Annotated in this window: 12 protein-coding genes and 2 riboswitches; of the genes, 9 read left to right on the forward strand and 3 right to left on the reverse strand. The window is 72.4% G+C overall.

Features of this window, described 5'->3' with window-relative positions:
• Window positions 1–18: 18 nt before the first annotated feature.
• From glsA to D7I47_RS09530, 4 genes are all read left to right on the forward strand, one after another.
• A complete protein-coding gene (gene glsA, locus D7I47_RS09515; protein WP_120762817.1) occupies window positions 19–1,050 on the forward strand; it encodes a glutaminase A in 1,032 nt (343 codons plus the stop codon).
• Window positions 1,047–2,684: an MFS transporter gene (locus D7I47_RS09520; protein ID WP_227000586.1), complete on the forward strand. Its 1,638-nt coding sequence runs from the start codon at window positions 1,047–1,049 to the stop codon at window positions 2,682–2,684. The genes glsA and D7I47_RS09520 overlap by 4 nt, the downstream gene beginning before the upstream one ends.
• A 67-nt stretch (window positions 2,685–2,751) precedes the next feature.
• Window positions 2,752–3,093 carry a DUF7882 family protein gene (locus D7I47_RS09525; RefSeq protein WP_120762819.1) on the forward strand — a complete coding sequence of 114 codons (342 nt, stop codon included), beginning with the start codon at window positions 2,752–2,754 and terminating at the stop codon, window positions 3,091–3,093.
• Window positions 3,094–3,166: 73 nt separating this feature from the next.
• A complete protein-coding gene (locus D7I47_RS09530; protein WP_120762820.1) occupies window positions 3,167–3,460 on the forward strand; it encodes a hypothetical protein in 294 nt (97 codons plus the stop codon).
• Between the two features lie 9 nt (window positions 3,461–3,469).
• On the opposite strand, the gene D7I47_RS09535 is transcribed toward D7I47_RS09530, so the two are convergent.
• Complete coding sequence (locus D7I47_RS09535; protein ID WP_120762821.1) at window positions 3,470–3,829, reverse strand: DUF7882 family protein; 360 nt, start codon at window positions 3,827–3,829, stop codon at window positions 3,470–3,472.
• A 46-nt stretch (window positions 3,830–3,875) separates the two neighbouring features.
• On the reverse strand, window positions 3,876–6,974 hold the full coding sequence (locus D7I47_RS09540) for a hypothetical protein (protein WP_120762822.1): 3,099 nt from the start codon (window positions 6,972–6,974) through the stop codon (window positions 3,876–3,878).
• Between the two features lie 123 nt (window positions 6,975–7,097).
• Between D7I47_RS09540 and D7I47_RS09545 the strand changes: the two genes are divergently transcribed.
• Complete coding sequence (locus tag D7I47_RS09545) at window positions 7,098–8,435, forward strand: anaerobic C4-dicarboxylate transporter family protein (RefSeq protein ID WP_120762823.1); 1,338 nt, start codon at window positions 7,098–7,100, stop codon at window positions 8,433–8,435.
• 2 nt (window positions 8,436–8,437) lie between these two features.
• Here the strand turns inward: D7I47_RS09545 and D7I47_RS09550 are convergent, their stop codons facing one another.
• On the reverse strand, window positions 8,438–9,541 hold the full coding sequence (locus D7I47_RS09550) for an N-formylglutamate amidohydrolase (protein ID WP_120762824.1): 1,104 nt from the start codon (window positions 9,539–9,541) through the stop codon (window positions 8,438–8,440).
• A 55-nt stretch (window positions 9,542–9,596) separates the two neighbouring features.
• Here D7I47_RS09550 and D7I47_RS09555 point away from each other — a divergent pair, with 55 nt between their 5' ends.
• From D7I47_RS09555 to gcvP, 4 genes are all read left to right on the forward strand, one after another.
• On the forward strand, window positions 9,597–10,157 hold the full coding sequence (locus D7I47_RS09555) for a hypothetical protein (protein ID WP_120762825.1): 561 nt from the start codon (window positions 9,597–9,599) through the stop codon (window positions 10,155–10,157).
• Between the two features lie 60 nt (window positions 10,158–10,217).
• Window positions 10,218–10,308, forward strand: a riboswitch (glycine riboswitch).
• A riboswitch (glycine riboswitch) is annotated at window positions 10,309–10,405 on the forward strand.
• Between the two features lie 27 nt (window positions 10,406–10,432).
• Window positions 10,433–11,554 (forward strand): glycine cleavage system aminomethyltransferase GcvT, encoded by a 1,122-nt coding sequence (gcvT, locus tag D7I47_RS09560; protein ID WP_120762826.1) that lies wholly within the window; start codon window positions 10,433–10,435, stop codon window positions 11,552–11,554.
• Between the two features lies 1 nt (window position 11,555).
• Complete coding sequence (gene gcvH, locus D7I47_RS09565) at window positions 11,556–11,927, forward strand: glycine cleavage system protein GcvH (protein WP_120762827.1); 372 nt, start codon at window positions 11,556–11,558, stop codon at window positions 11,925–11,927.
• A gap of 2 nt (window positions 11,928–11,929) precedes the next feature.
• Window positions 11,930–14,755, forward strand: coding sequence for an aminomethyl-transferring glycine dehydrogenase (gcvP, locus tag D7I47_RS09570; RefSeq protein WP_120763903.1), 2,826 nt, complete (start codon window positions 11,930–11,932; stop codon window positions 14,753–14,755).
• Window positions 14,756–14,980: the final 225 nt, after the last annotated feature.

Genomic DNA, 14,980 nt, shown 5'->3' on the forward strand with positions numbered 1-14,980 from the left:
ATCCCTCGGGAGGCTCAGGTGACGGATGCCGAGCCGGCGGTGGCCGGGCAGCGGGTCTCGACGGGTTCGCTCCCCGGCTGGGATGACGTCGAGCGCCTCGTCGACGAGGCCTACCGCTACGGTCTCGCCTCCGTCGAGGGTGACATCGCGACGTACATCCCGCGCCTCGCGCAGGTCGATCCGGAGCTCTTCGGGGTGAGCGTCGCCGAGGTCGACGGCGCCGTGCACACCGCGGGGGATGCCGACGTCGCCTTCTCGATCCAGTCGATCTCGAAGGCCTTCGTCTACGCGCTCGTCTGTCAGGAGCTCGGCCACGAGCTGGTGCGCGAGCGCGTCGGGGTCAACAACACGGGCCTCGCCTTCAACTCGGTCGTGGCGATCGAGCTCAACGACGGCCACCCGATGAACCCGATGGTCAACGCGGGCGCGATCGCGACGACGGCGCTCGTGCCCGCCGCCTCCGCGGAGGAGCGTTGGGCCCGCATCCAGGACGGCCTCTCGGCCTTCGCGGGCCGCCGCCTCGAGCTCGACGGCGAGGTCTACACCTCGGAGGCCGACACGAACCAGCGCAACCGCGCGATCGGCACCCTGCTGCAGGCCTACGGCCGCATCGACCAGGATCCGCTCGCCGCGGTCGACGTCTACACGCGGCAGTGCTCGCTGCTCGTCACGGCCGCCGACCTCGCCGTGATGGGGGCCACGCTCGCGGACGGCGGGGTCAACCCGGTCACGGGCGATCGGGTCGTCTCGGCGGAGGTCGCGCGCGACACGCTCGCGGTGCTCGCCTCGACGGGGCTCTACGAGCGCTCCGGCGAGTGGCTGTTCGAGATCGGCCTGCCCGGCAAGTCGGGGGTCGCGGGCGGCATCGTCACCGTCTCGCCCGGCAAGGGCGGCATCGGCGTCTTCTCCCCGCGGCTGGACGCCGCGGGCAACAGCGTCCGGGGGCAGCGCGCCACCCGGTACCTCGCGCGCGCACTCGGTCTCGACGTGTTCGCCTCGGACGTGCACGAGCACGGTCCGTACCCCTATCAGAGAGGCGGAGTCGCGTGACTTCCACCACCGTACCGGCAGTCTCCGAGGAGCGCCGCTCCTGGGCTCCCATGGTGGGCCTGTTCCTGGCCCAGGTGCTCATGTCGTTCAACGTCGCGGCGCTTCCGGTGTCGATCGGCGGCATGGTCGAGGAGTTCGGCGTGCCGCCGACCACGGCCGGTACGACGATCGTCGTCTACGGCCTCGCGGTCGCCGCCCTCGTCATGGTCGGTGCCAAGATCGGGCACCGGGTCGGCTGGGTGCTCATCTTCCGGATCGTGGTGGCCCTCTTCGCGGGCTCGTCGCTCCTCATGATCTTCGGCCGCACCATCTGGTGGGTCATCGCGGGTCAGGTGGTGGCGGGCGCCGCCGCGGCCATCATCGTGCCGAGCCTCGTGGCGCTCATCGCCGAGAACTACGTGGGGCGCCAGCAGGCGACCGCGATCGGCTCGCTCGGCTCGGCGCGTGCGATCTCGGGGGTGAGCGCCTTCTTCATCGGCGGCGCGCTCGGCACCCTGATCGGATGGCGGCCCGTCTTCGTGATCGTGCTCGCGATCGCCGTGGTGGTCTTCTTCCTGAGCTTCCGCTTCCGCAAGGACAAGGGCGACCCGACGATCAAGATCGACATCGTCGCCGCGGTGCTCATCGGTGTGGCCATCGTGCTGCTCAGCTTCGGCTTCAGCAACCTCAACAGCTGGGGCCTGCTCGGGGCGCGCGACACCGCACCGTTCAACGTCGCCGGCATCTCGCCCGCGCCGTTGTTCATCATCGTCGGCATCGTGCTCGGCCAGGCGTTCTTCCTGTGGACGCGCCGCCGCACGAAGGCCGGCAAGGTGCCGCTCGTGAGCCTCAAGGTGCTCGCCCGGCCGAGCGAGCGTGCGGCGGTCTACGCGATGTTCATCGTCGTGGCGCTCGAGGCGGCGCTCAACTTCACGGTGCCGCTCTACATCCAGATCGTGCAGGGGCGCACCCCCTTCGACACCGCGCTCGCGATGATGCCGTTCAACCTCACGGTGTTCGTCACGGCGACGCTCATCGTGCGCTTCTACGGACGCTTCAACCCGCGCACGATCGGCGTCGCGGGCTTCGTGCTCACGACCGCCGCCCTCGTGTGGCTCTCGTTCGTCGTGAGCAACAACTGGGAGACGCTGCCGACGATCCTCGGCCTCTTCGTCTTCGGCCTCGGTCAGGGCGCGCTCGTGACGCTCGTCTTCAACGTGCTCGTGACGGCCGTGGAACCGTCGCTCGCGGGAGATGTGGGATCCATCCGCGGCACGACCCAGAACCTCGCCTCGGGCGTCGGGACGGCGGTCGCGGGTGCCCTGCTCGTGACCATCCTGTCGCTCAACATCGGGCAGGCGATCATCCAGAACACCTACCTGCCGGACGAGCTCGTCGACGAGGTGAGCCTCGAGAACGCCAACTTCGTCTCCAACGACAACCTCCGCGAGCTGCTGGCGGGCACCGACGCCACCGAGTCCCAGACGGAGGAGTTCGTGCGCATCAACGAGGAGGCCCGCCTCTCGGCGCTGCGCACCGGACTGCTCATCCTCGCGGGCATCTCGGCGCTCGCCATCATCCCGGCGGCGCGCCTGCCGAAGTACCGCCCGGGCGAGGTGCCGGACCCCTCGCCGGCGGAGCCGGAGAAGGCCTGAGAGCACCCGTCGTCGCCCGCGCGGACCCGGGGCTCACCCGGGCCCGCGCGGGCCGTACGATGAGCGCATGGGGACCCTGTTCTACGCCGATCAGGCGATCGAGATGGACGACCGGACCCTCGCCCATCTCAAGGTCGCGGTCGTCACGAAGCTGCGGCGCGGGGAGAGCTTCACGCTCTCCTGGACCCACGGCGAGAACCAGGAACCCGGCCGCACCACGATCTGGATGCACGAGGCGATCCCGCTGCGCTTCGAGTTCGCCGACGTCGAGCCGCCGACGCTGCACCGCGAGTGGATCGAGGAGATCCTGCGCTCCGCGAACACGACGGGCGGCATCCAGCTGACCGCCGAGACCCTCGACACGGGTCCCGTGGTCGAGGTGGAGGAGGCGGGCGGCTCGGCCGTCTAGCACGATCCCGGCGCGAACGGAACGCCCTCGCGGGATCCGGGCGCGGGGAGCACGCTGATCGTCGGAGAGACCGATGAAAGCGCTGCTCTACGCCGGACACGAACTGCTGACGACCGACGAGGTCGCCGACGCGCTGCTCGACTACGTGGTCACGCTGCCCCTCAACCAGCCTCCCGAACGGGTGGTGATCCCCGCCGTGCGCGCGGGCTCGCCCGTGGTGGCCGAGCTCGTGGTGACGGGCTGCACGCCCGTCGCGGCGACCACGACCGACGACCCCGACACCTCGCTCGAAGGCGAGGAGTACGCGGTCCAGGTGCTGCGTCGCAAGACGGAGCGGCTCGCGGGTCTCGGGCTCGGCCTCCGCTGAGCCGGCGCGTCAGCGGGCCGGGTGGTCCTTGCGCTTGACCGAGTTGTCCTTCGAGCGCACGACCTCATCCGTCGCCGGGTCCTCGCCGAGCACGAGCCCGCGCGTCGACCCCGCCTGCTGGGCCAGCTCCTCGAGCCACTCCTTGTCGATGAGCGGCATCCGGCTGCCCGAGTAGCGGAAGTACAGCGGGATCGCGGTGTCGAGCCACAGGGCGCTGCGCCCGTCGCCGACGCCCGGGGTGTCGCGCCAGCTGAGCATGAACGACTCGCGCCGCCGCAGCTTCGCGTTGATGACGAGTTCGAGGTGCGCGAGCACCCGGTCGTCGAAGGAGATCTCGATGCCCGGGTTCCCGTAGATGAGTGAGCCCACCGCGGCCCTTCCCTGATGTCCGCCGCCGTGGCGGCCTGGTGCGATGCTACGACACCGGATGCGGGGTCGCGTCGTCGAAGGCGTCGAGCAGCTCGCCGAGCATGCCCCACTCGCCGCTCGCGGTGCAGGGCTCGCCCGCGTGGGCGGCGAGGGTCGCGGCGGGCACGGCCGTGGGGTCGCGGCCGCACAGCGCCTGCCCGGTCGCCTCGAAGCGCAGGCGGCTGCGGCTGAACGAGGAGAGGCTCCAGCCGAGCGGCACCGACACCGCGGGGCTCGTCGAGGGCGAGGCGACGACGATCCCGCCGGGAAGCGCGCCGCGCCAGGCGACCAGCGCCGCCGTGCAGTCGGGGGCGCTCGGCGGGCACACCTGCTGGTAGGCGTCGGATGCGCGGCGCAGCCACGCGGCGGGCGAGGTCTGCGTGCCCTTCGCCCCGAGCAGGGCGGCGAACGGCACGAGCGCCTCCGGGCGGGTGCCGTCGGGGGCGACCAGCACATCCGTGCCCGGCTCGTTGGTCGCGAACAGCAGCACGGGCAGCACGTAGGGACGCTCGTCGCCGTCGGCTCCGGCGTTGCTCGCCCGGATGAGCGCCGTGAGCGCGGGCGCGATGTCGACCCAGGTGCCGACCGCGCTGTTGTCGGTGAGCCCGCCGTCGACGAGCTGCAGCTCGGCGACCTGCCGGCAGCCGGCGGGCAGGGTGGCGGGGGAGATCCGACCGCTCGGGCTCACGAAGGGGAAGCGCGCCGAGAGCTCGGCGGCGCTCGCCCAGCTGAGGTCCGCCTCGCACGCGCCGAGGTAGTCGAGCAGGTCGATCGTGCCGGCGAGCTCGGAGCGCCGGGCGGTGCAGTCGGGGGAGGCGGCGGGCTGGGCGCCGTCGCCGGCATCCGTCTGCGTCCAGCCGCCCGAGGTGAGGTCGAGCTGGCTCACGAGCACCTTGCACAGCGACGCCGAGTCGGTCGAGCCGAGCACGAGGTAGCCGGTGGGGGCGACGGGCTCCGCGTCGAACGGCTCGGCGAACTGCGGGGCCTGGCTCTCCCAGGTGGTCTCCTGCAGCCCGGTGCGGTCGCGCCAGGCCCACTCGTCCGTGTGCGGGGCGCCCGAGCTCGGCACCCGGATGCCGGAGACGCCGGCCACCAGGTCGCCCGCGAGCAGCCCCGCGAGGTCGGCGGCGAGCGCGTCGTCGCCGCCGAAGTCGATCGTGGACTGCGCGGCGCCGCCGCCGCGCGCGTTGCCCTCGGTGCGGAAGGAGGCGAGCCCGATGCTGCCGCCCGAGGCGCCCGTCGAGGCGAACACGGCATCCGCGGCGCAGTCGCTCGCGCGCGGCAGCTCGCGCAGCACGTCGACGGTCCAGGTGGCGGCCCGGATGCCGCCGCCCTCGGCCGCGACGAGCACGAGCGGCTTCACCCGCACCCCGCCGATCTCGGTCGTGCAGCTGTCGCCCGCGTACCAGTCGCCGTAGGCCTCGGCGAGCGGGGGCCGATCGGGCAGCGGCCGGTCCACGGGGAAGCGCACGGCGTGCAGGCTCGGGGCGTTCTGCACGAGTGCGGCGACCATCGGCAGCACGACGAGCAGCGTCACGACGGGCGCCGAGCGCAACCGCAGCGCCTGGAACACCTCGAGCGGCCGGTGGTGCCCGAGCGCGAGGATCAGCCAGCCGAGGATGCCGGTCCAGGCGCCCGCGAGCAGCACCAGGACGGCGGCGGGCCCGACGACCGCCGAGATCGCCATGGGCCACACGAGGAACGCCGCGACGACCGCACCCGACACGGCGAGCACGCCGATCCCGAGCCGGTCCAGCATCCGCTGCTGCTCGGCGCTCACGGCGGTCGCCTGTGCCGCCGCCTCGAGGGTGGGGCGGATGCCGGTGCCGGTCGCGGCGGGCCGGTCGCGGCCGGTCGCACGGCGCGTCAGCACCGCGCCGACGACCGCGAGCACCAGGTAGCCCGCGGTGAGTGCGCTGGTGCCGGCGAGCGAGCCCGCGAAGCGCGAATGGTCGTAGTCGCCCACGGCCTCGAGCGCGAGCGGCGCGACGAAGGCCTTGAACGGCCCGAGCCCGGCGAGGGCGACCCAGCACGCCAGCAGCACGTCGCCCGCCCGCCGGGCGGTGCCGGCGTCGTCGGAGATGTCGGCATGGCGCAGCGGCGGCGGCTCGTGCCGGGCGCGGCGTCGCAGCCACAGCGAGACGAGCGGGATCGCGACCAGCACCGCGAGGAAGGCGCCGAGCGGCACCCAGTCGGCGGGTCGGTTCTGCGGGATACCCAGGGCCACGCCGAGGGCCGCGACGACGGCGGCGACGAGGAGCCACGGTGCGAGCGGCGCGGGCGGCCGCGCGTCGTGCCCGGAGCCGTCGTAGCGGCGGGCCCGCCCGCGGGCGAGCCAGAACAGCCCCGTGCCGGTCGCGGCGAAGGCGAACAGGGTCGCCGCCATCGGGCCGAGGGCGAGTCCGTCGTAGCCGATCCAGGAGCGGTAGGCGTCGGGCAGCTGCTCGAGCACGCCGTCGGCCGAGATGAGCGAGACGGCGGCGATCGCCCCGACGGCGATCGCGACGAGCCGCTGCGCATACCCGCCGCGCCACGCGCGGCCGAGCGCCGCCCGTGCGGGCGCACCCATCGCTCGGCCGAGCAGCGCGAACACCGCGAAGACCAGGATCGCGAGGAACTTGAGCGTGCTCGCCGCGGCCTGCAGCACCGCGAGCCAGACGGGGGGAGCGGGCAGCAGCGCGAGCACCACCACGAGGGCGTCCTCGAGCAGGTCGGCGGCGACCAGCGCCCCGACCAGGATGCGACCGACGCGACGTCCGGCGGCATCCGCCCCCGTCACGTGGTCGACGAGGCGCAGCAGCAGCACCGCGTAGCAGGCGACGAGCACGAGGTCCGCGACGATCGACGCCACGACGAGCGCGCCGACCGGGAAGTCGGCACCCGCCCAGTCACCCCACGCCTCCGTCTCGAAGAAGGCGCCGACGCCCGTCACCTCCGAGAGCGCGTGGGTGCGGCCGGAGGGGGTCAGCACGTCGGCGATGAGCCGATCGAGCTCGTGGATCACGAGCAGCGCCGCGAGTCCCAGCACGCCGAGGGCGGCCGAGGAGAAGGGGCCGCGGCGCAGCCGCCGGCCCCAGGCGGTGCGCTGCGCTGCGGCGTCGGACACGATCGCTCCAACCGGGGGGAGGAATGCCCACAGGGTAGCCGCGCGCCGTTCCCGTGTCACGGTCCCGCGGGCTAGGCTGGCGCCGATCCGGGAGACCACCACCCGGCCTGGCGAGGGAGTCTGATGGACATCCTGCTCTTCATCCTCCAACTGCTCGTCGTGCTGGGCGCGATCGTCATGGGCACGCGTTCGAGCGGTGTCGGACTCGGCCTCTGGGGTGGCGTCGGCGTCGCGATCCTCGTCTTCGGCTTCCGGCTGGCACCCGGCGACCCGCCCGTGCAGGCGCTGCTCATCGTGCTCTCGGTGGTGCTCGCCTCGAGCGTCATGCAGGTCGCCGGCGGCATCGACTGGATGGTGTCGATCGCGGCGAAGCTCATCGCCCGCAACCCGAAGCAGATCACGCTCGTCGCGCCGCTCGTCTCGTTCCTGTTCTCGGTCGGTGCGGGCACCTCGAACATCCTGTACCCGCTGCTGCCCGTCATCCAGGACCTCTCCTACAGCAACGGCATCCGGCCCTCGCGTCCGCTGTCGCTCTCGGTCGTCTCGACCGGCGTCGCGCTCGCGTGCAGCCCGGTCTCGGCGGCCATGGCGGCGATGATCGCCCTCACCTCCTCGCACGGCTTCGAGCTCATCGACATCGTGAAGGTCACCCTCCCCGCCGCGATCGTCGGCATCGTCGTGACCAGCTTCCTGGTGCGCCGACTCGGCAAGGACATCGCGAACGACCCCGAGATCCAGCAGAAGATCAGCTCGGGCGAGATCCCGGCGCCCGGTTCGGGCGGGGCGGCGGTCGCCGTGCAGGTCAAGGCCACCACGGCGGGGCGCAACGCCGCACTCATCTTCCTGTTCGGCGTGCTCGCGATCGTCGTGTTCGGTCTGTTCCCGGCGATCCGGCCGCCGTACTTCGGGGGCGACCCCATCGACATGACGGCGATCATCGAGATCACGATGTTCGTCGCGGGTGCCCTCATCCTGCTCATCAGCCGGCCGAAGGTCGCGGATGTGCCGGCGGCGACCGTCTTCCGAGCCGGTATGGTCTCGGCCATCGCGCTGTTCGGTCTCGCCTGGCTGACGAACACCTTCCTCAAGGCCTACCAGGCCGAGATCGCGGAGTCGATCGGCGGTCTCGTGCAGGTGGCGCCGTGGATCTTCGCCCTCGGCATCTTCGTGGTCTGCGTGCTCACCACGAGCCAGTCGACGGCGACCAACACGATCGTGCCGATCGGCATCGCGGCGGGCGTGCCGCTCGGGCTGCTCTCCGGCATGTGGGCGGGTGCCTTCGCGGGCATCTACCTGCTGCCGACCAACGGCTCCCAGATCGCGGCCGCCAACTTCGACACCTCGGGGTCGACCAAGCTCGGCACGAAGCTCGTGGACCACTCCTTCTTCGTGCCGACCGTGGCGCTCGCGGTGGTCACGATCGGCGTCGGCGCGCTCTTCGGCATCCTCTGGGGCGGCTGAGCTCAGATCGCGGCGCGGAAGGCGTCCCAGGAGCGCTTGCACGCCTGGGCGAGGTCGTCGATGTGGGACTCGTCGTACGAGACCCAGCCCTCGCCCGGCTCGTGCAGCACGGCCGTCGCGGCCTCGCCGAGCAGGAACTCGCGCAGGAACTCCGCCTGCACGGCCGCGAACTCGACGCCGGCGCGCGCCGCCTCCTCGGCACGCGAGCGGAACAGCTCGCCCGCCTGCGTGATCTCCTGGCTGCCGAGGTAGGGCTGGTTGAGCAGCACGGCATCCGGATGCGGTGCCGCGAAACCGATGCGGTGCGCCTCGGCGAGCTCCCGCAGCAGCTCGGGGCGCATCGTGGGCGGGTCGCCCGCCACGCCGCGGTCCTCGCCGAGCAGGTCGCCCCGGTTGGAGAGCGACACGATGTCGGGCAGCTCGTCCTTCGCCGCGCGCGGCACGTTCACGGCGCCGTCGATGCGCGTGGTGGTGTTCATGGTGTCGTGGAACGACAGGGTCGTGAACAGGCCGCGCTCGCCGCGCAGGCTGCCGTCGACGAAGCGTTCGAGCAGCCCGTCGCGGGTGCGTTCGTAGACCCGGAGGCCCAGCTCGGCGGCCGCCTCGAAGGCGGTGGCCATCCGCTCGAACTCGGCGTCGTCCGCCGGCACCCGGATGAGCGGGAAGAACGAGAACGTCACGGGGCGGATCGGGTCGACGCCCGAGAGGTCGACGCGGTTCATCGGCCCGGCCGCCGCCACCCGGTCGAACGCCTCGCGCAGCTGGGGTCGGATGTCGTCAGGACGCTTGCGGTTCGGGTCGCGCACCATGCGCGGATGCGGGTTGACGACCGCGACGATGCGGGGGTCGATCTCGGCCCAGCGCCGCACGACCGCCTCGGTCGCGACGTCCGTGTAGTCGAACTGCAGCCGCCGGGTGAACTCGGGCGCGAGGAACTCGTCGAGCTCGGCGGGGATCGCGGAGCCGGCGTGCGGCGCCGAGACGAGCAGATCGGCCTCGGCGATCGCCTGCTCGAGGCTGCGGGACCCGCGATCGGCCCAGTGGGTGATGTCGTCGGGGGTGAATGCGGTGCCGTGCGGGATCAGGACCCGTGCTCCAACGCTCATGGCCTCATCCTGCCCCGGTGCGGGCGTCGTGTCGACGGTTCGCTAGGGTCGGCACATGACCGCGCCATCGGAGCCGCAGCCCGCCGACCGGGTCGCCCCCGTGCGGCTGAGTCCGTGGGTGCTGGGCGGTGTCGCGGTCGCCGCGACCGCCGCCTGGGTGCTCAACCTCGTGGGCGGTCTCGGCTTCCCCGACGGCGCGCCCGCGGAGTGGGGCATGAACGCGGTCATCTCGATCGACCTCGTCGGCGTGGCGATCGCGACCGGGGTCGGCGCCCTCGTGGCCGCCCGCCGTCGCCCCTCGCGCGAGTCACGCGTGCTGCCGTGGCTCGGCGTGGGGCTCGCGCTCGTCGCGGCGGTGGCCTGGGCGGCGACCTCGCCCGGGCTGTGGCAGACGCTGTTCGCCGGTCGCGGCGGACGCTACGCCTACGACGTCGGCGGGGTGTTCTTCACGGGGATCGCGTGGGCGCTCGGCGCCGTGTTCGGGGCGTTCGGCTACCGCACGGGCGGCCTCCCGATCCGCAACGCGGCCGCGCTCGCGGGCATCGTGCTGTGGGCGATCGTCGCGGCGGGGGCGGTCGGTTCGGCGCTGCTGTACGCCGCCGACCTCACCGACTGATCCGGCATCGGCGCGGGCGGCCTCATCGGCTAGGCTTGCCCCACAACCGAACATCGGGCCGCACGCGATGCGGGAGAGCCGGAACCACGCCCGGCACCGAAGGAGCAAGCCTCCCCGCCAATCTCTCAGGTACGTGTACCGCATTCGACAGGCCGCTCTGGAAAGAAGTTCCGTTCCGCGGAACTCGCCCACGGTGAAAGCGATCATGAGTCGCGAATCTCTCAGGCACCGATGACAGAGGGGGAGTTCCACCGACACGAGATCGGAGAGCTCACATGACCGACGGCGAACGCCGTTCCCCCCTCGACGAGGTGCACCGCGCCGCCGGCGCCTCGTTCACCGACTTCGCCGGCTGGCAGATGCCGGTGCGCTACAGCTCCGACCTGGCCGAGCATCACGCGGTGCGCGAGGCCGCGGGCCTGTTCGACCTGAGCCACATGGCCGAGATCCTGGTGCTCGGCCCGGAGGCCGCCGCCGCGCTCGACCACGCGCTCGCCGGGCGGCTCTCGGCGATCGAGGAGGGCCAGGCCAAGTACAGCCTGCTGCTCGACGAGTCCGGCGGCATCATCGACGACCTCGTCGTCTACCGCACCGGCCCCGACCGCTTCCTCGTCGTCGCGAACGCGGGCAACCGCCGGCCGGCCGTCGACGCGATCCGCGAGCGCGCGGCGGGCTTCGACTGCGTCGTCGACGACGAGTCCGACGACATCGCGCTCGTCGCCCTGCAGGGGCCGAAGGCAGAGGAGATCCTGCGGAACGTCGAGGGCTTCGACATCCCCGAGCTCGACTCGCTGCGCTACTACCGCGCGATCGACGGGAACTTCCGCGGCCACGAGGTGCTCGTGGGCCGCACGGGCTACACGGGCGAGGACGGCTTCGAGTTCTTCCTCGACCCGGACGCCGCCCCCGAGCTGTGGGACGCGCTCGCCGAGACGGGCGCCGGGGCGGGCCTCATCCCGTGCGGTCTCGCCGCCCGCGACACCCTGCGCCTGGAGGCCGGGATGCCGCTCTACGGCCACGAGCTGAGCCTCGCCACCCTGCCGCAGCAGGTGGGCCTCGGACGGGTGCCCGTGCTCGGCAAGGAGGGCGGCTTCGTAGGCGAGGCGGCCGTCGTCGCCGGACCCGCCGCCGACGCCCCCGTGCTCGTCGGGCTCGCGGCGGAGGGGCGCCGCGCCGGCCGCGCCGACTACGAGGTCTTCGCCACCGAGGACGCCCCGGATGCCGCGGGCGTCGTCACGAGCGGCGCGCTGTCGCCGACGCTCGGCCACCCGATCGCGATGGCCCTCATCCGCCCGGAGCTGCGCGAGCCGGGCACCACCGTCTACCTCGACGTGCGCGGAACCCGCATCCCCGCGACCGTCGTCACCCTGCCGTTCTACTCGAGAAAGAAGAGCTGAGATGTCGCTGCCCGCCGAACTGAAGTACACCTCCGAGCACGAGTGGGTCGCCGTCGACGGCGACGTCGCGCGCATCGGCATCACCGACTACGCCGCCGACAAGCTCGGCGACGTCGTCTTCGTCGACCTGCCGAAGGTGGGCTCCACCGTCGCCGCGGGGCGCGTCGTCGGCGAGATCGAGTCGACCAAGTCGGTCGGCGAGCTCTACGCGCCGCTCGACGGCGAGGTCGTCGAGGCGAACGACGCCGTCGTCGACGACCCCTCGCTCGTGAACGCCGACCCGTTCGGCGCCGGCTGGATGATCGTCGTGCGCTTCACCGAGCTGCCGGCCCTGCTGACCGCGGACGAGTACGCCGCGCTCATCGCCGAGTGACCATGCGGGAGCTCTTCGCAGACCGACACATCGGCACCGACGCCGCCGCACAGCAGCAGATGCTGGAAGCCCTCGGCTTCCCGAGCGTCGACGCGCTCGTCGACGCGGCGATCCCCGCCGGCATCCGCCTGCCCGCCGACGCGCCGACGACCCTGCCGACCGCGGCATCCGAGGTGGAGGCGCTCGCCGAGCTGCGCGCGCTCGCGAGCCGCAACCGCGTGACCCGGCCCATGATCGGGCTCGGCTACTTCGGCACCGTCACGCCCGCCGTGATCCAGCGCAACGTGCTCGAGAACCCGAGCTGGTACACGGCCTACACGCCGTACCAGCCGGAGATCTCGCAGGGGCGCCTCGAGGCGCTCATCAACTTCCAGACGATGGTGACCGACCTCACGGGCCTCGCCACCGCGAACGCCTCGATGCTCGACGAGGGCACGGCCGTCGTCGAGGGGATGCTGCTCGCGCGTCGCGCGTCCGGCTCCTCGTCGAACGTGTTCCTGGTCGACGCGGACGCCCTGCCGCGCACCAAGGAGCTGCTCCGGCACCGCGCCGAGGCGGTCGGCATCACGCTCCACGAGACGGCGTACGACGTGTCGCCGCCGCCCGCCGACCTCGACGTCTTCGGCGCGTTCATCCAGTACCCCGGCGCGTCCGGACGCGTGTGGAACCCCTCCGAGGTGATCTCGGCCGTGCAGGCCCAGGGCGGGATCGCCGTCGTCGCCGCCGACCTGCTCGCCCTCGCGCTCATCACGAGCCCCGGCGAGCTCGGGGCGGATGTCGCGGTCGGCACCACCCAGCGCTTCGGCGTGCCGCTCGGCTTCGGCGGGCCCCACGCCGGCTACATGGCGGTGCGCGCGGGCCTCGAGCGTCAGCTGCCGGGCCGCCTCGTCGGCGTCTCGCAGGACGCGAACGGCTACCCCGCCTACCGCCTCTCGCTGCAGACGCGCGAGCAGCACATCCGCCGCGAGAAGGCCACGAGCAACATCTGCACCGCGCAGGTGCTGCTCGCGGTCATGGCCTCGATGTACGCCGTGTACCACGGCGCGCGCGGCGTCAAGGCGATCGCCCACAACGTGAACCGGATGGCGAACCTCATCGCCGACGCGCTCCGCGAGGGCGGCGCGGAGCCCGTGCACGCACAGTTCTTCGACACCGTGCAGCTGCGGGTGCCGGGACGCGCCGCGGAGGTCGTGGCCGCCGCCTCGGCCGAGCAGGTGCTGCTCCGGCAGGTCGACGCCGACACGGTGCAGTTCTCGACCGACGAGACGACGACCGCCGCCGACGCCCTCGTCGTGCTGCGCGCGGTGCTCGGAGATGCCGCGCCCGCGGAGCTCGGGTTCAAGCCCGTGTCGCGCTCGATCGACCCCGAACACATGCGTCAGACGGAATATCTCACGCATCCGGTGTTCCGGACGCACCACTCCGAGACCGGCATGATGCGCTACCTCAAGTACCTCGCCGACAAGGACTACGCGCTCGACCGCGGCATGATCCCGCTGGGCTCGTGCACCATGAAGCTCAACGCGGCCACCGAGATGGCGGCCGTCACGTGGCCCGAGTTCGCGAACCTCCACCCGCTCGCGCCCGAGGCCGACACCGCGGGCTACCGCGAGCTCATCGGGCAGCTCTCCGGCTGGCTCGCCGACGTCACCGGCTACGACACCGTCTCGCTGCAGCCGAACGCCGGAAGCCAGGGCGAGCTCGCGGGCCTGCTCGCCATCCGCGGCTACCACCGCGCGAACGGGGGCGAGCACCGCACCGTGTGCCTCATCCCCTCGAGCGCCCACGGGACGAACGCCGCCTCGGCGGTGCTCGCCGGGATGAGTGTCGTCGTGGTCGCCTGCGACGAGCTCGGCAACGTCGACCTCGCCGACCTCCGCGCCAAGGTGGCCGAGCACGCCGACGACCTCGCCGCGCTCATGGTGACCTACCCGTCCACGCACGGCGTCTACGAGCACGACATCCGCGAGATCACGGATGCCGTGCACGCGGCCGGCGGCCAGGTCTACGTCGACGGCGCGAACCTCAACGCCCTGCTCGGCTACGCGCGCTTCGGCGACTTCGGGGGAGACGTCTCGCACCTGAACCTGCACAAGACCTTCTGCATCCCGCACGGCGGCGGCGGCCCGGGCGTCGGCCCGGTCGCGGCGAAGGCGCACCTCACGCCGTACCTGCCGCTGGACGGCAGGAACCCCGTCTCGAGCGCCGAATACGGCAGCCCCAGCATCCTGCCGATCTCCTGGGCCTACGTGCGCATGATGGGCGCCGAGGGCCTGCGGCGGGCGACCGGTGCGGCCGTCCTCGCCGCCAACTACATCGCGGTCAAGCTGCGTGAGCACTACCCGGTGCTCTACGCGGGCGAGGGCGGGCTCGTCGCGCACGAGTGCATCCTCGACCTGCGGCCGCTGCGCGACGCCACGGGCGTGACCGTCGACGACGTCGCCAAGCGCCTCATCGACTACGGCTTCCACGCGCCCACCATGTCGTTCCCGGTGGCGGGCACCCTCATGGTCGAGCCGACCGAATCCGAGGACCTCGCCGAGCTCGACCGCTTCATCGAGGCGATGATCGCGATCAAGGCCGAGGCGGATGCCGTGGGCGCGGGCACGTGGCCGAAGGACGACAACCCGCTCGCGAACGCCCCGCACACGGCCGAGTCGGTCATCGCGGGGGAGTGGGAGCACCCCTACGCGCGCGAGCAGGCGGTCTACCCCGTGCACTCGCTCGTGCACGGCGGCAAGTACTGGCCCCCCGTGCGCCGCATCGACCAGGCCTACGGCGACCGCAACCTCGTCTGCGCCTGTCCGCCCCTGGAGGCCTTCGCCTAGACCTTTCGTGTCAAACGCTGCAGCGTTTTGCCTTACGCGACGGTTGTTGCTGGCGCGTGAGGTGAAATGCTGCAGCGCCACGACGTTTCCGGATGTCTACGCGCGACGAGATCGTCTCCCGCGTCACGCAGTCGCCGGGCTAGGCGGGGCGCGGCGTGGATGCGCTTGCGCTGCAGGTATTGGCGCCCGGCCGCTGTCATACCTGCCGCCCGAAGCCAAGCGCTA

This window comes from Protaetiibacter intestinalis, assembly GCF_003627075.1.
Taxonomy (GTDB): Bacteria; Actinomycetota; Actinomycetes; order Actinomycetales; family Microbacteriaceae; genus Homoserinibacter; species Homoserinibacter intestinalis.